We start from the raw sequence: 19044 nt of genomic DNA, 5'->3' as shown, positions 1-19044 counted from the left end.
GCTCTGCTCTGTGTGAAAGCGTAGCGTCAGCAAAACAAATGTTTATCTGTGCGAAAGCGAAGCGTCAGCAACAAAGCACACTGTCGGAACGGAAATCAACCCCTCATTTTGTCGTAAAGCCATACTTTATTTAAAATGACACCTTAATTTCATCGGCACAAATTTTCTAACTAAAGGGGAGCTAACATATGAAGTTGGTTCTTTTTATGGTGCACATGTATTGTTTTTCTGGCATATGTATTTTCAGTTAACTTTTAAGGCAAGCTTGTAGTAAACTAGAGAGTAAGAAAAGGAAAGAGAGGGAATAGGATATGCCAACACCTAGTATGGAGGACCATATCGAACAAATATATTTATTAATCACTAATAAAGGGTATGCTCGTGTGTCTGACATTGCTGAAGCATTATCTGTTCTTCCTTCTTCTGTTACAAAAATGGTTCAAAAATTAGATAAAGATGGTTATTTAGTTTATGAAAAATACCGTGGTCTTACATTGACGCCTAAAGGAGAAAAGCTTGGAAAACGTCTTGTACAGCGCCATGAGCTTCTAGAGCAATTTTTGCGAATCATTGGTGTAGATGAAGAGCGAATATACAATGATGTAGAAGGTATCGAACATCATTTAAGTTGGAATTCAATCGATCGAATTGCGGATCTTGTGCAAGTAATGGAAGAAAATCCGGACATCGCGAAAAAACTAGAGGCATCTAAAACACATCATAACTTTTAATTTCTATCAGCGAATGTTTGTGTAGCGAAAGTGAAACGTCAGCTACAGATGTCTTTTGTAGCGAAAGTGAAACGTCAGCTACAGATGTTAAAATCTTCGGCGGATAAGTTTTTTTGCGAAAATGATGGTAAGAAGGAAAGGAAGACAATATGAACGAATTAAAATCAGGTGAAGTTGTTACATTAACTGTGTTAGAGCAACAAGCATCGAAATGGATCTTAACAAATGGAGTTGACGAACTGCCCTTAAATGCTTCAGAGGTAACAGAGCCACTTGCAGTAGGTGACCGCCTTGAAGTATTTTTATTTGCGGACCGTCGTGGTGATTTAGCGGCTACAACAGCTATCCCATCTTTCGTACAAGGGGAATATGGCTGGGCTCGAGTTCTAAAAGTAGTCGAGCGTGAAGGAGCATTTGTAGATATCGGTTCTTCACGCGAGGTGCTAGTGAAAGCTGAAGATTTACCTGCAATAAAAGAACTTTGGCCGGCACCAGGCGACCATTTATTTATGACATTGCGCACTGATCGCAATGGTGATTTATTTGGACGTTTGGCAACTGAAGAAAAAATTTCGGAATTATATGAAGGTGCATTTGAAGACATGCACAATAAAAACATTAAGGCACGCCCATACCGTTTATTACCAGTTGGCTCATTTTTATTAGGTGTAGACAATCCGTACCGTATTTTTGTCCATGAATCAGAGCGTAATGAAGAACCTCGTCTGGGACAAGATGTTGTTGTTCGTATTATTGATGTAAAAGATGAGGGTTCGATGAATGGTTCACTTTTACCACGTAAACATGAGCGTATTTCAGGTGATGCGCAAAGAATTTTAAATTACCTACAAGAGGTAGGAGGAAGAATGCCATTTGGCGATAAATCCTCACCAGATGAAGTTCAAGAAATGTTTAACATGAGTAAAGGTGCATTTAAACGAGCGTTAGGTACACTTATGAAAGCTGGTAAAGTGAAACAGCAGGATGGGTGGACAGAGGAAATTTAGTGTAGAAGACATTCTTCTACATAAAGAGTATGAACGACTACTAAATAAAATTAAAGAAAATGACGAGAGCCCTTTGAAACCTTCTCGTCTTTTTTTCGTACTAATAATTGTTTAGTTATTGATTGGCATGCATTTTACAGGCCAAATGAGTTTTTGGACGAAAGGGGTCACACAATTTTGAAAAAAACATGGATAAAAATACTAACAGCGACAATGTTAGTATTTGGCGTGATGGCACCCGCAACAGGTTTTGCGGCTGATAATACGCCACCTAAAGCAATTGATGAAAAATTAGGAGTACCGATTGTCGTATATGGTGCAAACTTATCTGAGGCAGAAAAAGAGTCTGTAAAAAAGTCATTAAAAGTGAACGAAGAGCCTGAAGTTGAAGAAATAACAGTATCAGGTCAAGACTTAGCTAAATACATTAAAGATAGTAATTCAAGTTCCCGTATGTATTCTTCTGCCAAAATCACGCGTAAAAATGCAGGAGAAGGATTAGTTATTGAAATTGTTACACCATCAAACATTACACAGGTTACATCTGAGATGTATGCAAATGCCATGCTAACTGCAGGTATTGAAGATGCAACAGTACAGGTGGCTGCACCTAAAGCAGTAACAGGTCATTCAGCGCTTGTGGGAATATACAAAGCTTACGAAGTAAAAACAGGTGAAAAGCTTGATACTGAGCGTACAGATGTTGCAAATGACGAGCTATCAGTAGCAACTACTCTTACGCAATCGGCAGGAGTTGACGATGCCAAGGTTGCAGAGTTACTAACAGAAATCAAAAAAGAAATTGCAGAAGCAAAGCCAGCGACCAAAGAAGAGGTTGAAAAGATTGTGCAAGAGCAATTAAACAAGCTTGAAATTAATTTAAGTGAAAAGGACCGTCAATTGCTAGTTGATCTGATGAACAAGATTAGTAAACTAGATATTGATTTTGGTAAATGGTCTGAACAATTAGATGATATTAGCAATACGATTAAAGAAAAATTCGGATCGCTAATGGAGGATAAAGGATTCTGGGAAAGTGTGAAAAGTTTCTTTGCTAATTTAAAGGATACAATCGCATCATGGTTTAATTAACCCGGACCAATTACATCAATGTAAAATTGATAGAAAAGAATCTGCAACACTTTCTCCTGATTGTTAGAGAAAGTGAGCGGATTCTTTTATTTTTCTAGAAGGTTTAAACTTTTTTAAAGTGCCACTCACTAGCTTTGTAAAAATATAAAAAGCTATGGTACTATGATAAAAAGGAGTGGTGAGAAATGGAATTTCAATTACAACAGCTAGCGGATAAAAAGCATGCTTTTGTTTATGAGCAAGAAGGGGAAAGATTAGCGGAAATTACGTGGCAGCAACAGGGTCAAGTAATGGTCATGGATCACACATATGTATCAGATAAGCTCCGTGGCCAAGGGGTGGCCAAAAAATTGTTGGATCATGCCGCAGCCTATGCACGTGAACAAGGCTATAAAATGGAAGCGGTTTGTTCTTATGTAGTTGCAGCATTTGAAAAATCCGACGCTTACAATGATGTAAAACAATAAAGTGAAACTTTAATCAGTGGGGATTTTTTTCATCCCCACTGATTATTAGTCTTCACCAATCGGGTGTTTACGGGCAGTTTTAATCCAACTTTACTTCTTTAGTTTTGCTAAAATTTTATGGTGAAAACTATTGCCCGTTAACGCGGGATAAAAATAAGCCGATTGCCTTTTAACTTCTTTCAGTAAATGTTTTTGTAAAACACTTACTGAAAGAAGTTAAATCCTCCGGAGGATGTCACAGAATCGGAAAGGAGTTCTATGTGCTTGCATAAATCCGATTATGTACGCAATTATGCCAAGGCATAATTGATTTTTTATAGACCATTCATGTAGCTCCTTACAGTAAAATACTATAAATTAGTATTGTTAAGATGCCTGCTCCACCTATTAATGAAGCCATGTCTACCCAATCATATACTGAATCTAAATCTTTCATGATGATCACTCTCCTGTTATTAGTATAAATTCATTAATTCCCTTTACTTGTCCTTTGTAATCATAAAAAGTTACAAAAATATGGTGAGTATGAAAAAATGATTACCTTAAAATTTTGTAGAAGAATAATTCACTATTTGCGAAAAAATATAGATGTACTAAGAAATGTGTTTATAATATGGAGGCGAAGGGGAATAGATGACTCTCTCTCTTTATATATGCTGTAGCGTATATAAAAATTATGTTTAGTCCTCAAAAAATAGGGAAAAGATATATTACGGAGCTAGTTTTTATATTTTTGGGAGGGATTTATAATGGCCAAACGTAAAGGATCAGGTGTTATGCTAGTAGGGTTAACTTTAGCAGCATCTTATTTAAGTAAAAAAGAAAACCGTGATAAAGCATTGAGTATGTTTAATAATGCAAAATCTAAATTAGCATCTTATTTCAATACAACGAATATGGAGATGCATGGAAACATTACAGAGCGTATATCTACTGAAGTAGCGACAGAAGCAGGAACGTCTCCAACAAAAATAGCTTCAAATGAAATGGTTGCTGAAGGTGGAGGGCATACAGGTATCCATTACTTCAATGGAGAAATTCAGGAACAAGAGAAATAACAACAAAACCTTCTCATTTTACGTGAGAAGGTCTTTTTTGTGTACATATGATGATCGTTGCAAATACTAATAATACAATTCCGGTAAATATAAAGCCACTGACAATACCTAGTGAAAGCCATCCGAGTAATGAGGAACCTAGGACAACTCCTAGTGAGAAGAAGGCATAAAAATAACCATAGGCTTTTCCGCGGATTTCTGCCGTCGTAGAGTCGATTAAAAGTGAATTGACTGATGGGAATAAGAAGCCAAATCCGATACCATAGCAGGCCATTGCAATATAAAGTAACGTACTTGAATCTGCCTGACTAATTAATAATTGACTGATCCCCATTAAACCTATACCAAGTGATAATGTTTTGATGGGAGCAACCTTATCAAAAATACGATTAGTAGGCAAAATAAATATGAGAACAGCAATAATGCCAAACGTACTCATCAAAGTCCCACTTAAACGTGAATCAAAGCCTAAAGATTGCACTTTTAGTGGAAGAAGATAGGCAATAACTCCTTGAGAAAACATTAAAAAGAATGCACTGGTGAAGGCTTTCAATGTATCTGGATTATTAAAAAGTACATAAAAAGGAATGTTTGCAGTTGAAGCAGACTTTTCTTTTTTTACCTGATTTGATTTTAATAAAAAGAAGGCAAGTATCCCTAACAAGAGCATAAAGCATGCAGTTATATTAAAAACGAATGGCACGCTAGTACGACTCGCTAAAATTCCGCTAAATGCAGGACCGATTATTGCAGCGATACCAACAAATGCTCCAGAGACAGCACTGCCCTTACCTCTTTTTTCTTGCTCAGTAGCATTCGCTAAAAATGTGAAAGCAGCAGGAACGATAAAGCCCGCAACTAATCCATGTACAAAGCGGACTACTAATAGAATAATAGGATCTTCTACAAAATTATAAAGGGATAGTGAAAGACCTGTCGTTAAGAGACCTAGCATTAAAATAACGAATGGTCCTTTACGATCTGTTAAAAAACCAGAGATAATATTACCGAATGTATTGGCAAGGGAATACATGCCTACTGCTAGACCAGTTAAGAAGGCTGATGCCCCTAAGGATTCTGCATATGTACTCATGACCGGAAGTTGAGTAAATAGGTCGAAAAACGAAAAGAATATAATCAAATAAATAAGTTTCTTCATAGCTCCTCCGATAGAAAATTATATGTTAATGAGAATGAATATCACTCTTATTATACCACTATCGGCAAAAAAGAACGCCTCATAAGTTTTTTAACTTAATGAGGCGTTCCTAAATTATGAAAATTAAGCTTTAGCAACTTCTTTTTTCATTGTTTTGTTTTTAGCAAGATTTACGTGCCAAGAAAGTGCTTCCTCTAAAATATGAGGAGTTTGATGGCTACCAGTTGCTTCTACAGCACGGTTATAATAATCCCAAAGTTGTTCTTTGTAATCTGGGTGTGCACAGTTTTCGATAATTAAAGGTACACGCTCTTTTGGTGCAAGACCACGTAAGTCAGCAATACCTTGCTCAGTTACGATTACATCAACATCATGTTCAGTGTGGTCAACGTGAGAAACCATTGGCACGATTGAAGAGATAGCGCCGCCTTTTGCGTATGATTTAGTAACAAAAATACCTAGACGTGCGTTACGTGCAAAGTCACCTGAACCACCGATACCATTCATCATACGAGTACCTGATACGTGAGTTGAGTTTACGTTACCGTAGATATCTAATTCTAGAGCTGTGTTGATTGAAATTAGACCCAAACGACGGATAAGCTCTGGGTGGTTAGAAATTTCTTGTGTACGTAGGCAAATTTTATCAGCGTATTTTTCTAAATTGCCGTATACTTTTTTCTGTAATTCTTCAGTTAGCGTAATTGAAGTAGCTGCAGCAAATTTAACTTTACCAGCATCAATTAAGTTGAATACAGCATCTTGAAGTACTTCAGAAGCAACAACTAAATCTTCAAATTCTGAATCAGCGAAGCCGTCAAGTACAGCGTTTGCAACAGAACCAACACCAGATTGTAATGGCATTAATTGTTTTGTTAAACGACCCGCTTTAATTTCATCACGGAAGAAGTCTAATAAAATGTTAGCCATTGTTTGTGTTTCTTCATCTGGTGGTACGATTAATGAAGGAGCATCAGGCTCTTCAGAAATAACAATCGCTTTAATTTTAGCTGGATCAACTTTGATACCGATATCACCAATGCGTTGCATAGCATCAGTCATTGGAATCGCTTCACGTTTACCTTGCTCAGCTGGTACATAGATATCGTGGATACCTACTAAAGCTTCTGGATGAGAGATATTTAACTCGATAATAATATTCTCAGCGTATTCAGCAAAGATAGGTGAGTTACCCACTGAGTTTGTTGGGATGATGAAGCCATCTTCTGTAATAGCAACAGCTTCAAGGATTAAATGTTTAATTGGTCCGATAATTCCTTGGCGAACTAATTCAGCATTATGTGAAAGGTGAGCATCTACATATAGTACATCCCCAGAGTTAATTAAGTTACGAATACCTGCATCTCCTTGGAATGGTCCACGTTTGCGGATAACACCAGCTTCAGCTAAGTATTTATCAACTTCAGGTCCTAAAGAAGCCCCTGTATATACATCAATTTTGAATTTTTCGTTTTTAGCGCGCTCTACTAAGGCCATAGGAACAACTTTTGCGTCCCCCGCACGAGTGAATCCACTCATACCAACTACATCACCGTTTGAGATAAGTGCTGCAGCTTCATCAGCAGTAACAATTTTACTTTCAAGTTCTTTTAAGCCTAGGCGTTTTTGAATAATTGCATCCATTAAAAAGTCCTCCCCTAAAAAGTTTTATGGAAACCGATTACAAAACTAGAAAAAACGTGTAAGAATTTTCTGTTTATTTAGTTGTAGTATGACACCAACCATTTGAATAATACTATCACCAAATTGTCACAATTACTTTAGAAATAGCATTAAATTGAGTAAAAACAGGAAAAATGAGCATAAAAACGAATTTTCGACAGAGAAAACGTTTTAATGTAGAGGTGTATTGTATTTAGAGAATTTTACTTTTGAAAATTCAGTTATATAATGTGGAGTTGATTTCCGTTCCGATTGGTTGGTGAAGAGCATTTAAATTCAGCAAGAAAAAAAGTACAGCGAACAATTAAAATGCTCGCTGTACTTATAAAAAAATTAGAAACCTAAAGAGCGACGGAAGTAACTAGCATAGCGTTGGCTAACTGGAATACGAGTACCGTCTTTCATAATTAATAAAAACGTTGAATGAGAATCTGGTTGAATTTCATCAATGTAGTCAATGTTAACGATATAAGAGCGGTGACAGCGTATAAATGAGTCAGGTGCTAAAAATAGCTCAAGATCACTTAGGTTTAAGCGGTGGTAGCCTTCACGACTCATCGTTTTAACAAATGTTTTTCGAAGCTGTGTTTCAAGATAAATAACTTGATCATGTTTGATTGGGTACCAGCAGTCATCAATTTTAATAGTAATGTAGTTCGTTAAAAATGCTGATGGCTTTTGTGGGAAGATTGCAGTGATAGCACCCTTAGTTTCGCCTTCCTCCATTAAAGGAATACTCATGCCATAATATGCTACTCCAAATACATCAGGCTCAATGTAAGAGCTGATCTTTTGTCCGTAGTTTAACGCTTTATGAGCTGCTGAACCTTCTTTAATTGGGTCACCAGGCTTGATCTTTAAATCAACTTTTTTGCTTGCTTGGTAGTACAAGTATTCATTTGTATCGGAGATTGCGATAGAAGTATTCTCGGGGAAGAACTCTTTAATAATCTCCATAATTTCTTCTATTTGTTTTGGATCCACTATTAACACCTCGTCTAAACTTTTAAAAATAGTATTATCATCTATTTTACTACATATTCATATAAATTATATAGAGAAGATTTCGGAATAAAAAAGAGAAATGTCGATTGATGAAAAATATAGGTGTAAAACAACATTACATAATTTGTAACAAGTTTAAAAAAATTACTAATTCAGTTTAATATAAATATGGTAAAATTTAATTGTGCGAAATAAGTTTACGGGGTTTCTACTGTGTATATATGATAAATTAGAACTAGAGTGAAAGACAAAATGTGGTTGAAAGGAAATCGCAGAATATGGTAAAATTCACTGTATAGTCTATTTTTTTTTGTAACTGATGGTATAGTTGGGTTATTTTCATTATATAATTATGAAATATGACTCAATTCGTACAATTAATAAGGAAATACTATTTTCTTATTTTGAAATAAGTAGATTGGTGTCAAGAATTGTAACAGCAATTCGTGCAATCTGAGGAAAGATGGGGAAGATTATGCAACTACATCAACATTCTATGTCAGAAACGATATCCAAAAGATACTTTCAGGAAATCGATAGTATTAACCAATACATCGGTGTAGAAGAATTTTTTAATATTGAGTCGAAATTAGTATTTGAAATTTACCATTTAGAATCTGTAAAGGCTAAGAAATCTTTGCATAAATTAATTGATATTCTTTCCATACGTTTTGGCAAACAAGTCATTAAAATTGTTCGAAGTTATTTTTCTGTTTTGTCATCAATTGTTGCACGTAAATTGCTAGACAATCAAGTTCCTTCGAAAAAAGCTTTTGCTTTTAACATTGCTTGTAATGATATGATTGAAAATCAAATGAAAGACGCCGAATTTTTACAATTCGCTGATGATTTAATTGATTTTTTTGTCTATTTCATCGCAGATCGCAAGCAACCGACTTTTCGTCACCAGACCGTTAATAAAGTAATAATGTATATAAATGATGAATTGGAAAATGACTTAACAGTGGAAAGCATCGCAAATAATTTTCATATAAGTACTAGTCACTTATCACGTATTTTTAGAGAACATGTTGGTATTACACTTGTTGAATATCTAAATGTACGCCGAGTAGAAGAGTCACAGTACTACCTTAGACACACGAATAAAAGTATAACTTCTATTTCAGATCAATTCCATTTCTGTAATCAAAGCTATTTTACCCGCATCTTTAAAAAATATACTGGGGTAACGCCCAAACATTTCCGAGACGAGCTACATCATGAGTTTTATCGTTTTGAGATGGCGGAATCAGAGCTTCAAAACGTTTAAAGCCATAAAAAGATTAATAAATAGATGCGGACGTATTAGCGATGCTAAAGCTCGCATCTTTTTTATGCTTGCTATTTGATAATAATGGACCCGATAATGTATACTTCATTTTAGTTGATAAATAATAGTAGGTGGAAAAATGAAGAATTTGAAGCTATTTTCAATGCTTGGACTTGTCGTTTTTGTTCTTAGTGGCTGTCAAGCTGTGCAAAACAAAGAAGGTTTTTTCTATAGTATCTTTGTAAAACCTATGGAATTTTTATTGGAATTTTTCGGTAACACTATATTTTCAGGTAGCTATGGTTTAGCAATTATCGCAATTACGGTTCTTATTCGTTTAGTTTTAATGCCGATTATGTTAAAAAATTACCGTCAGCAACAAAAGATGAAAACGAAAATGGATGCGTTTAAACCTGAAATGGAAGCTGTTCAGAAAAAGATGAAGGAAGCTAAGACAAAAGAAGAGCAAATGCAGTATCAGCAAGAAATGATGGCATTATATCAAAAACATGGCATCAATCCACTCAACATGGGCTGTTTACCAATGTTAATTCAAATGCCTATTATCATGGGTCTTTATTTCTCTATCTTATATTCTACAGACGTGAAAACACATGAATTTTTATGGTTTAGCTTAGGTTCACCTGATATCGCTATGACAATTGTCGCAGGTATTGTTTATTTAGTTCAAGCACGTGTATCATTATGGACAGTACCAGAGCAACAAAAAGCACAAATGAAAATGTTTATTTATATTTCACCAATTATGATTGTCTTTATCTCGATGTCATCTATGGCAGCCCTACCACTTTACTGGTCGGTCAGCGGTGCATTATTGATTATTCAAACATATATCGGTCGAAAATTTTATTCGGAACATCCGGAAAAAGTAAACTCATAAAATTATTTGTCGAGGCGCTTATGTAGCCTCGATTTTTTTAGGAGGACAGTAAGATGAATACAAAGTGGCTATCATCTATTCTAGTCGCAATTTTTAGTATCGCGGCTATCGTATTTATTATCATAGGTAATTTTAACTTTGCGGTATTTGCAATGACTATTATGTTTGCCGTATCGAATGGATTTAGAGCAAAAAGTTTTAAAGAGCAAGGTTATATAAAAGAAGCCAAATGGATGAAGTATATGGCAATCTTTTTCTCAGTTGCTTCTATAGTAGTGTTTATTATTATTCTTACAGACTAACAGATTAATTTTGAAATCATTGGTGAAAATCTACACCCTAAATTGTGAACAGTGCTAAAATGAGACTATACCAATATAGTGGATCATCGCTAAAACGTGTGGTTGATTTCCGTTCCGACTGGGCGCTTTGTTGCTGACGCTACGCTTTCGCACAGATAAACATTTGTTGTTGCTGACGCTACGCTTTCACACAGAGCAGAGCTTTCTGGGGACGTCCGCTGAGCCGCTTAGGCCAACACGATGTTGGTCACGAAGGTGTTATCACAGGATGTGATGCTCTTAGCCTTCGTTCCCCTACTGGCTCGCTACAGGGTCTAGTCTGTGACGCTAATCCCCAAGGAGTCGCCCAGTCGTAACGAAGATCAACTTATTTACATAGTAAGTATCCGCAACTTTAGGTGATGAACCAATATAGTACAAAATAGTATCGGTACTTACTAGGACTGTTCTTTCTAAATTCTTTGAAAGAGGATACTTACCATGTAGTACTGGATAATTTTAAAAGGGGTAAAAAATAGTGAAAAAGAAACGTTTTCCACTCATCCTGGGTGCTTTAATCTCGGTGGCGCTTATTGCATCTATTTTCGTAGTTTATAACTATAAAAATAAACAGATAAGTAATGCATCAGATGAACATGAACAACAAACAGCAGAACCAACTAAAAAAGATTCACCTGTAAAAGAAGAGTCGAAAAATACAGCGGATAATCCGGTGAAGCCCGAGCAAAAGGTAGATGAAAATGGCTATATACCAAATCAAACATTACCAACTGAGCCGACATATATTAAAGGAATTTTATTAGCGAATAAAGTATATCCGCTACCATCTACCTTTGCGCCTGAAGAAATTCCAGAGGCACGTCAAGCTCTAAATAAAATGCTTGCTGCTGCAAAACAACAAGGTTTTAATTTAGTAGCTTTTAGTGGCTATCGATCTTTTGAATATCAAACAACATTATATAATAACTATGTAAATCGTGATGGGCAAGCTGCCGCTGATCGCTATAGTGCTCGCCCTGGTTATTCAGAACATCAAACCGGTTTGGCCTTTGATATAGGGGAAGTCGGTAAAGATAAATTATGGCTAACTGAAGAATTCGGTGAAACACCAGCAGGCCAATGGTTATTTACACATGCTCAAGACTATGGCTTTATTTTACGATTCCCCAAAAATAAAGAAGACATCACAGGTTATATGTATGAGTCATGGCATTACCGTTACGTGGGTGTAGACATAGCAAAAGACATAAAAAAACAAAATATAACGCTAGAAGAATATCTAGGTGTGAAATAAAAAAAGGGAAGAGAGTTGTTCGTAACGATACGAACTAGCTCTCTTCCTTTTCTACATTCTACAAGATTGGTGTTAATAAGCGTGAAATGGATTCTTTAAATTTTATTAATGCGGAACGATTTTGGTACATTTCCCAAGTTAATTCAGTGCAATCAAAAATATCCTTTTCAAACAGCTCAGCAAGCTGATGTGAAATCGTTGAGTCATAAATGAAGGCATTTACTTCAAAATTTAAACTGAAACTGCGTACATCAAGGTTGGCAGTACCAATTGTAGATGCTTCATCGTCAATAATAATTGCTTTAGCATGAATAAAGCCCTTTTCATAAATATAAACTTTTGCTCCTGCACGCAATAATTGTCCTACGTATGAATATGTAGCCCAATAAACAAACATATGATCAGGCTTATTTGGAATCATGATCCTTACATCAATGCCTGAAAGTGTCGCAATTTTAATAGCCTCTAAAAAACTAACATCAGGGATGAAATATGGCGTTTGGATATATATATACTTTTTCGCCATATTAATAAGCTTTAAGTAGCCCATTTTAATATGTTCCCAGTTAGAGTCAGGTCCGCTAGACACGATTTGTAAGCCCACATCACCTTTTTTCGGAATAGCAGGGAAGTAACGATCTGAATAGCCCATTTTCTGTTGTGCGGAAGCTTGGTTCCAATCAAGTAAAAAGCGTGTTTGTAATGGATGGACGGAACTTCCTTCAATACGTAAATGTGTATCTCTCCAATAGCCAAACTTTTTTTCTAGACCAAGGTACTCATCTCCAACATTAAAACCACCAATATAACCAATACGACCATCAATCACAACAATTTTTCGGTGATTTCTAAAATTTAAACGAGGGTTTATAAGTGGCAAAATGGATGGGAAAAATACTTCGACTTCTCCACCTGCAGTAAGCAATTCTTTAAAATGGCGTTTTTTTACATTTCGTGAGCCCATTTCATCATATAAGATTCTTACCTTAACTCCTTGCTTTGCTTTTTTAATAAGTGCATTAACAATGCGTGTACCTAGGTCGTCTAAACGGAAAATATAATATTGAATGTGAATATGATCTTTTGCTGCCTCAATATCTGCAAGTAGCTGCTCAAATTTATTTGCACCATCATCAAAAATATCAATGTGGTTATCCTGCGTTAATACAGCATTATTTGTTTTAAGATGCATGTAAATCATTTCTTTATAATTTTCCGCATTTTCGATCCGAAACTCGAACGTATTATCTCGAATCGCTTCTGTCTGATAGCTAATGAGGTTATCGATACCGATATCCTTACGTCCTTCCCAACGGAATAAATGTTTTTTTCGTAGTTGTCGTCCGAACATCAAGTATAAAATAAACCCACCTAATGGAATGAAAAATAGTACGAGAATCCATGCCCAGGTAGAAGTGGCATCTTTACGCTCCAAAAAAATTATGACCATTGCTGCCAAAATATTAACAAACATAATTAAAGGTACTAGATATCCAACATCGGTAAAAATACTCATTCCTACACCTGCCTTTACTATATTTGCACAATACACTTAGTATAACTTACTTTATAAGTGGAAAGAAGATATGAAATTTGGTTAGTAAGCATGGAAAAGGATTACCTCCAAACAAGAACGAGGTAATCCAAAATCCATTTTGCTTTGTTGAATTAAAATAGTTGTATTGTTGCTTTCGCATGGAAAATCATTGCTGAATGAAGATAAATGATTAGTAATGCTCCCATTGAAATAAAATATCAGAGAAATCCTTTTGGAGGAGCTTTTCTCGGTTAATAAAGAATTTCCCAACACCACTATCTGCCCACATAATACCGATTTCATCATTAGAGTCGATTTGGAGTAACAATACATCATATCGTTTAAGAAGCTGTGATTCATGACGGATATCCTCCTCTAAAAAATAGGCGTAACCGCCAATTTTAGCTCCAGCCCCTAAGAAGTTTTGTAAATAAATTTCCCGTATATCTACATCTTCTAATGAGGGAATTAAGTTTGGTAAATAATGTATAGCTCGATAATCTAAAGCAGAAACAGGTTCTTGAATCAGTTGAAATTGTAATGCTAGTTCCTGACGAATAGGGAACTGATCGTCTGCTACTTGTGCTAAAAACTCCTGACTAAGGGGTGTTGCTTCAAAATTTATGGTAGGATAAAAACGTATTTTATAAAATTGCTGAAAAATATCCTCGTGATAATGATCAGCATTCATGAAAATATTAGATGAAATAAAAAATTGCAGAATACCCTGAGATGGGAAATCCTTTAGAGGTGGCATTTCTGCAAAGTTAATTTGAGCTAATAGCCGCATGGGTTCACCTGCAATATCTTTCGGATATGTCTGGTAATTTGGTAAATAAGGTTCTCCAGCAAATTTACTTTCCGTTAACGTAGTTGATCGCTTAAAGGGTGTGATAATCATTGCTGAAATTAGTGTTTCTTCAATTTCAAAACGAAACGATTCTAGTTCTTTTGGAAGAAAAAAATTTGTTGTTTTGTTCATGCAGAGCCCTCCGATAGTCCGCTCCAATATTTCTTGATGCGTTTTACAAGCTTTGAATTACTATTAAGTTACGGCTTTTTATCAACAAATTATTCAAGGCGTAAAGATTTATTTGATGCTTTAAAAATAAATATTAAACTTATTGAAACGACAGCTATTGCTGCTGAAGTATAATAGCCTAAACTAGATTGCATAGTAAATAGCCAAGTAAAGAATAGTGGACTTAGAATGCGTCCCAGGTTATCCATCGAATAGGAAAGACCTGCAGCAGTTCCGTATTGACCACCAGATTCTTTAGTTGATAGAGATACAACGCATGTTCTTGCGAGTGCATTTCCTGCTGTGAAAACACAGAGAGCTAAACCTGCCATAAATAAGTTAACAGTTAAAGTGAATAAAAGCATACCCATTGCTGTGACAATTTGTGCACCTATTAACCAAGTTGTCTCGCTTCCATTTTTAATTCGTCTAACCACACCGCCTTGAATAGCTGCATCTACAAAGCCACTAAACATAAACAAATAACCAATTTGTAATGGTGTAATTTGAATTCGATCAATTTGGAACAACTGGAAAGTCGCTTCTACTCCTGCCAGCATAAAAGTTACTAAAAATGAGAACATAAATAAATAACGCACACGGTACTGCAGCATTTTTGTAGCACCCTTTGGCACAATTGCACGTTTATTTGTATCTTTTCTTTTTGTAGGTTCTTTTAAAACGAAACTTGCATAAATAAATAATAGTGCTATTAGTGTTGCAGAAGCGATGAAGGGTAGCTGCAAGCTATAGTGTCCGAGCATCCCACCAATTGCTGGACCGAAAATAAAACCGAGCCCGATGGACATGCCCATGAGACCCATATATTTATTGCGATCCTCCTCACTCGACATATCTCCTACAAAGCCTGTTACAGCTGTATATAGTGCTCCCGAGAATAAACCACCCACAACGCGTGAGATGTATAACATTACTAAATTATTAATAAATAATGAGAAAATAACAAAGCTTAAGCTAAAACCTACAAGACCTATTAATATAAGTTGCTTACGACCTACCTTATCGGACAGCATACCCCAAAGAGGAGCAGTGAAAAAACTGGCGAGCGAATACACTGTAAGTAAACCACCTACATGTATATTATCCCAATTTTGCTGAACTATAACCTCAGGTAAGACAGGTATAATAATTCCAAATCCAAGGTAGACGAGGAATTGGACAGACATTAATAATAAAATTGCCTTTTTCATACAGTCCCTGCTTTCATACAATATTTTAGTATGTATATTCTACCTCTCTTATTATTGTTATTACAAGAAAACGGAAGAATAAACAGTTTCAATACTTTCTTGATCATTCCTAAAGTAGGGGAGGATATTTTGTAAAGATGTATACGAAGGTTTTATATAGCGAAGGCTGGGTGACTTCTTAAGGAAAGCTGTAAAATTTGAGCGAGCGAAGTAGAGGAAAGAGGCTGAACACTGTATAAAAAATGACAAACTGTTAACAATGGAATTATATTGACACCGAAAATGAGTGGCGAACTAACGTAAGTAACTGGACTCATTCTATTTTTGATTTTTTGTATCGAATGTCGCATAGAGTATTAAATTATATCTAGGGTATACTACTAGAGGGTATATCGGTATTTTATTATGTTTGGATTTTGTTATTTAATGGTAAATGATTTGAAAAGAGGAAAAATTTACATTGTAACAAAAATGAAAAATTTTAAAGCAAAGTTAAATGGTATGATAGAAAGAGATTAACTCGTCAGACATCATACACTTTGCAAAAATGAAACTTTTTTGGAAATAAAACGTTATATAAATTCGAGGAAAGATTGAGGTGGAATGTATGACAAAAGAAGTAGATTTGAAAAAGATTGTTTCGAATTTATCTAAGTTGGGTGTAACAGCCACTGTAACAAAGTCTCGACTTGAACTTTTAAAAGTGCTCACACCACCAACGCAAACACCGCAAGTTCAAGCTTAACTCGTTTTACAAATAAAAATGGGTAGTCTCTTAATGAGGCTACCCATTTTTTATATCCGTAATTAATCGTCATCATCGTGAGTTGTAAACATGTAAGTACGATAGTGGAAACGCATACTGAAAACAAGACCGATGGCTAGAGCGTTCCCCATCAATGAACTTCCTCCATAACTTATAAACGGTAGGGGAATACCTGTAATAGGTAATAGCTGAATAGTCATACCGATATTTTCAAGTACGTGGAATGTAATCATTGCAATAATACCAGAACATACATATGTTGAGAATGGATCTTTCAATAACAGGGTAGTTTTTGTTAAATGATAGATTAATAAAAAGAATAAACAAATAACGATACTAGCGCCAATAAAACCCCATTCTTCTCCGATAACTGTAAAAATAAAATCGGTATGATTTTCGGCAACGTAAACTTCACGACCGCGGTAGCCTTTACCGAAAATCTCACCTGAACCAATGGCATTCAAGGAAGTAATTAAATGGTATCCCTCACTAGAAGAATATGAATATGGATCTAACCAAGAATAGATTCGAGCAAACTGATATGATCTTAAGCCGAATGTGTTCTCTAAAAAACTTTGCATATGGAGTGCCATCCATAAAAAAGAACCACCTACTATTGCGCCACCTAAAAAAGTTGGTAAAATAATTTTCCATGATACACCTGCTACAATGACAATAGCAGCCGTAATGGCGAAGAATACTAAGGCTGAACCAAGGTCAGGCTGCTTCAGAATAAGGGCTAAAGGTAATAATAGTGTAGCAATGATTTTACCTAGCAATATGAAATCCGTTTTTATGGATTTAAAAGTATAAACTTCGTGGTGCTTACTAATAAGTCGAGCAAGTGCTAAAATGTAAAAGGTTTTCATAAACTCAGAAGGTTGAATATTTCCAAGGGGTGTATGATACCAACTTTTTGCACCATTAATTTTTGCACCGATTTGTCCTGGACCTTCTGGCATGAAAATAAGCAGTACTAATAAGAAGATGCCTCCACCGTACATATACCAAGACAATTTTTTATATTGGTCAGGTTCAAAAAACATAACTACTCCAATAATTACTGAGCAAATGACGTACCATCGCAATTGTAAAGGAACATAGTTAACGCCGTACTGACCTGATGTTTGCGCCGACGAAATGGCTAACAAACTTATGACTAGAAAGCAAAGAAGTATAAAAGCGAGCGTCCAGTCAAAACGATTCGCGAAATTTCGTTTATTTTCCATACAAGCCACCTATATCAAAATAGTATCTCTTTAATGAGTAAATTTGATTAAAATTAATTCTGATTCAATATACTACCAAATATATTTATGATGAATCCTCAAGAGGCGAATATTAAACCGAAAGTAGGGGGAGAATATTTGCTTTTGGTTTAGAAATCCTCTCAAATATTTGTAAGAAATGAATAGAATTATATTCGTTCTAAATGTGCTCATTCCGAGTAGTTAAAAAACATATATGCAATAGCATCTTTAACATTCATATTATAACGTAAAAAACACTTTTACGCCTGTGAATATTGTTATGACGATTATTAACATAAAATGTTTCAAAAAATTCAAGTTTAGTTTTATAATATAGTGAAGAATGGGGTGATGGTTGTGGCTAAAAAATTGAAGTCAGCTGACGATTTTATGTATCATATTTATGTTCATATGAATGAGGTCAATAAATTTGTTGTTTTTAGCGGGCTTAAATTCTCGCAATTTGTGGCTGCACTTGAACCACTGCATCACTTACTGTTATTGAAACATACCTATGAAGATGGTTCTTTTAATATGCATACTCAGTTCGATTATATATCAGAAGATGAAGTACCTCAGTTTGTAAAAAAAGCTACAGAATCCAAAGAATTATGTTGGATAGACTTTATGGATGAGAAGAGGCTAGACCAACTAACACCGATGGAACAAGGAGAGCTGCTTTACATTAGTCATAAAAAAGAACCGATTACTTCGCCATTTTTTAATAAATTACAAAATCGATTTGTCTATTATTCTTCAGATTTAGAGAAAATGACTAAAGTTTATTTTCGCCATTTAAGTGATTCCGATTTACTCCTTGCTAATGTTTTGAACAGTTTGATTCGTGAAAAGGAACGTAGCACTGGTTTTTGGCGACGGAAGGTGAAATCGAGTATTCCTGCTATTTCACCGGAATTTTTGCGTGCCTATCGTTCTTTTACTAAAGATGGGGCACTGTTATCATTGTATAGAATTGAAAAGCCTAAAGTAGCTTACGGTATCGAAATTCGCAATCTGTCAGAGTATTCCTATCCGGATGAGGTATGGGATGATTTAAAAAGTACAATTTTGAAAAATGAGCACGATGAATTGATTTATATTATTTAACTTCTTTCAGCGGATAAAAGGATGTTAGCCTGAAATCATCGCATCCATGCGATAATGGCTAACTGACCTGCGTCACGCAGGCTTAAGCACAAAGCTGATTCTTGACGCAATTATGCCTAGGCATAATTGATCTATTCATTTGTACGTAGAATGAATATACACTAAATCTCACCGTCAAAATTA

Annotated in this window: 18 protein-coding genes; 11 read left to right on the top strand and 7 right to left on the bottom strand. The window is 35.4% G+C overall.

Features of this window, described 5'->3' with window-relative positions; translation table 11 throughout:
* Positions 1-311: 311 nt before the first annotated feature.
* The 5 genes from mntR (at position 312) to AC3WSO_RS22170 (ending at position 4355) form a co-directional block, all read left to right on the top strand.
* On the top strand, positions 312-731 hold the full coding sequence (mntR, locus tag AC3WSO_RS22190) for a transcriptional regulator MntR (RefSeq protein WP_079562516.1): 420 nt from the start codon (positions 312-314) through the stop codon (positions 729-731).
* A 149-nt stretch (positions 732-880) separates the two neighbouring features.
* A complete protein-coding gene (locus tag AC3WSO_RS22185; protein WP_492533697.1) occupies positions 881-1738 on the top strand; it encodes a CvfB family protein in 858 nt (285 codons plus the stop codon).
* A 177-nt stretch (positions 1739-1915) separates the two neighbouring features.
* Complete coding sequence (locus AC3WSO_RS22180; RefSeq protein WP_492533695.1) at positions 1916-2830, top strand: DUF1002 domain-containing protein; 915 nt, start codon at positions 1916-1918, stop codon at positions 2828-2830.
* Between the two features lie 185 nt (positions 2831-3015).
* On the top strand, positions 3016-3297 hold the full coding sequence (locus tag AC3WSO_RS22175) for a GNAT family N-acetyltransferase (RefSeq protein ID WP_492533694.1): 282 nt from the start codon (positions 3016-3018) through the stop codon (positions 3295-3297).
* A gap of 749 nt (positions 3298-4046) precedes the next feature.
* Positions 4047-4355: a YbyB family protein gene (locus tag AC3WSO_RS22170; RefSeq protein WP_492533693.1), complete on the top strand. Its 309-nt coding sequence runs from the start codon at positions 4047-4049 to the stop codon at positions 4353-4355.
* A 13-nt stretch (positions 4356-4368) separates the two neighbouring features.
* On the opposite strand, the gene AC3WSO_RS22165 is transcribed toward AC3WSO_RS22170, so the two are convergent.
* The 3 genes from AC3WSO_RS22165 to AC3WSO_RS22155 form a co-directional block, all read right to left on the bottom strand.
* Positions 4369-5514 (bottom strand): MFS transporter, encoded by a 1146-nt coding sequence (locus tag AC3WSO_RS22165; protein ID WP_492533691.1) that lies wholly within the window; start codon positions 5512-5514, stop codon positions 4369-4371.
* A gap of 123 nt (positions 5515-5637) precedes the next feature.
* Positions 5638-7158, bottom strand: a complete 1521-nt coding sequence (gene scpC / locus AC3WSO_RS22160) for a succinyl-CoA:acetate CoA-transferase ScpC (protein WP_349661723.1) — start codon at positions 7156-7158, stop codon at positions 5638-5640.
* Positions 7159-7530: 372 nt separating this feature from the next.
* Positions 7531-8181, bottom strand: a complete 651-nt coding sequence (locus AC3WSO_RS22155) for a LytTR family DNA-binding domain-containing protein (protein ID WP_049663393.1) — start codon at positions 8179-8181, stop codon at positions 7531-7533.
* 496 nt (positions 8182-8677) lie between these two features.
* Here AC3WSO_RS22155 and AC3WSO_RS22150 point away from each other — a divergent pair, with 496 nt between their 5' ends.
* The 4 genes from AC3WSO_RS22150 (at position 8678) to AC3WSO_RS22135 (ending at position 11969) form a co-directional block, all read left to right on the top strand.
* Entirely contained in the window at positions 8678-9472 is a 795-nt protein-coding gene (locus AC3WSO_RS22150) for a helix-turn-helix transcriptional regulator (protein WP_492533689.1), read from the top strand.
* A 139-nt stretch (positions 9473-9611) separates the two neighbouring features.
* Positions 9612-10373 (top strand): membrane protein insertase YidC, encoded by a 762-nt coding sequence (yidC, locus tag AC3WSO_RS22145; RefSeq protein WP_492533687.1) that lies wholly within the window; start codon positions 9612-9614, stop codon positions 10371-10373.
* A 53-nt stretch (positions 10374-10426) separates the two neighbouring features.
* On the top strand, positions 10427-10675 hold the full coding sequence (locus AC3WSO_RS22140; protein WP_492533686.1) for a hypothetical protein: 249 nt from the start codon (positions 10427-10429) through the stop codon (positions 10673-10675).
* Positions 10676-11192: 517 nt separating this feature from the next.
* Positions 11193-11969, top strand: coding sequence for a M15 family metallopeptidase (locus AC3WSO_RS22135; protein WP_492533685.1), 777 nt, complete (start codon positions 11193-11195; stop codon positions 11967-11969).
* A gap of 58 nt (positions 11970-12027) precedes the next feature.
* On the opposite strand, the gene cls is transcribed toward AC3WSO_RS22135, so the two are convergent.
* From cls to AC3WSO_RS22120, 3 genes are all read right to left on the bottom strand, one after another.
* The gene (gene cls / locus AC3WSO_RS22130) at positions 12028-13485 is read right to left on the bottom strand and encodes a cardiolipin synthase (protein WP_492533683.1); all 1458 of its coding nucleotides are present in this window, start codon (positions 13483-13485) and stop codon (positions 12028-12030) included.
* A 211-nt stretch (positions 13486-13696) separates the two neighbouring features.
* Complete coding sequence (locus tag AC3WSO_RS22125; protein WP_492533682.1) at positions 13697-14488, bottom strand: YwqG family protein; 792 nt, start codon at positions 14486-14488, stop codon at positions 13697-13699.
* Between the two features lie 89 nt (positions 14489-14577).
* Positions 14578-15738, bottom strand: coding sequence for an MFS transporter (locus AC3WSO_RS22120; RefSeq protein WP_492533681.1), 1161 nt, complete (start codon positions 15736-15738; stop codon positions 14578-14580).
* Positions 15739-16345: 607 nt separating this feature from the next.
* Between AC3WSO_RS22120 and AC3WSO_RS22115 the strand changes: the two genes are divergently transcribed.
* Complete coding sequence (locus AC3WSO_RS22115) at positions 16346-16483, top strand: Lmo0850 family protein (RefSeq protein WP_004232019.1); 138 nt, start codon at positions 16346-16348, stop codon at positions 16481-16483.
* Positions 16484-16545: 62 nt separating this feature from the next.
* Here the strand turns inward: AC3WSO_RS22115 and AC3WSO_RS22110 are convergent, their stop codons facing one another.
* Positions 16546-17733, bottom strand: a complete 1188-nt coding sequence (locus AC3WSO_RS22110) for an FtsW/RodA/SpoVE family cell cycle protein (RefSeq protein ID WP_492533679.1) — start codon at positions 17731-17733, stop codon at positions 16546-16548.
* A gap of 372 nt (positions 17734-18105) precedes the next feature.
* Between AC3WSO_RS22110 and AC3WSO_RS22105 the strand changes: the two genes are divergently transcribed.
* Positions 18106-18861, top strand: a complete 756-nt coding sequence (locus tag AC3WSO_RS22105) for a hypothetical protein (protein WP_492533677.1) — start codon at positions 18106-18108, stop codon at positions 18859-18861.
* Positions 18862-19044 lie beyond the last annotated feature (183 nt).

It is taken from the genome of Lysinibacillus sp. EB106-09-02-XG168, from assembly GCF_058791475.1.
This window is presented reverse-complemented; position numbering and strand designations above follow the sequence as displayed.

Excerpts from the sequence above, each read along its gene's own strand:
- mntR (WP_079562516.1), top strand. The coding sequence starts at position 312 with ATGCCAACACCTAGTATGGAGGACCATATCGAACAAATATATTTATTA.
- AC3WSO_RS22185 (WP_492533697.1), top strand. The coding sequence starts at position 881 with ATGAACGAATTAAAATCAGGTGAAGTTGTTACATTAACTGTGTTAGAG.
- AC3WSO_RS22175 (WP_492533694.1), top strand. The coding sequence starts at position 3,016 with ATGGAATTTCAATTACAACAGCTAGCGGATAAAAAGCATGCTTTTGTT.
- AC3WSO_RS22170 (WP_492533693.1), top strand. The coding sequence starts at position 4,047 with ATGGCCAAACGTAAAGGATCAGGTGTTATGCTAGTAGGGTTAACTTTA.
- AC3WSO_RS22165 (WP_492533691.1), bottom strand. The coding sequence starts at position 5,514 with ATGAAGAAACTTATTTATTTGATTATATTCTTTTCGTTTTTCGACCTA.
- scpC (WP_349661723.1), bottom strand. The coding sequence starts at position 7,158 with ATGGATGCAATTATTCAAAAACGCCTAGGCTTAAAAGAACTTGAAAGT.
- AC3WSO_RS22150 (WP_492533689.1), top strand. The coding sequence starts at position 8,678 with ATGCAACTACATCAACATTCTATGTCAGAAACGATATCCAAAAGATAC.
- yidC (WP_492533687.1), top strand. The coding sequence starts at position 9,612 with ATGAAGAATTTGAAGCTATTTTCAATGCTTGGACTTGTCGTTTTTGTT.
- AC3WSO_RS22140 (WP_492533686.1), top strand. The coding sequence starts at position 10,427 with ATGAATACAAAGTGGCTATCATCTATTCTAGTCGCAATTTTTAGTATC.
- cls (WP_492533683.1), bottom strand. The coding sequence starts at position 13,485 with ATGAGTATTTTTACCGATGTTGGATATCTAGTACCTTTAATTATGTTT.
- AC3WSO_RS22125 (WP_492533682.1), bottom strand. The coding sequence starts at position 14,488 with ATGAACAAAACAACAAATTTTTTTCTTCCAAAAGAACTAGAATCGTTT.
- AC3WSO_RS22120 (WP_492533681.1), bottom strand. The coding sequence starts at position 15,738 with ATGAAAAAGGCAATTTTATTATTAATGTCTGTCCAATTCCTCGTCTAC.
- AC3WSO_RS22115 (WP_004232019.1), top strand. The coding sequence starts at position 16,346 with ATGACAAAAGAAGTAGATTTGAAAAAGATTGTTTCGAATTTATCTAAG.
- AC3WSO_RS22110 (WP_492533679.1), bottom strand. The coding sequence starts at position 17,733 with ATGGAAAATAAACGAAATTTCGCGAATCGTTTTGACTGGACGCTCGCT.
- AC3WSO_RS22105 (WP_492533677.1), top strand. The coding sequence starts at position 18,106 with ATGGTTGTGGCTAAAAAATTGAAGTCAGCTGACGATTTTATGTATCAT.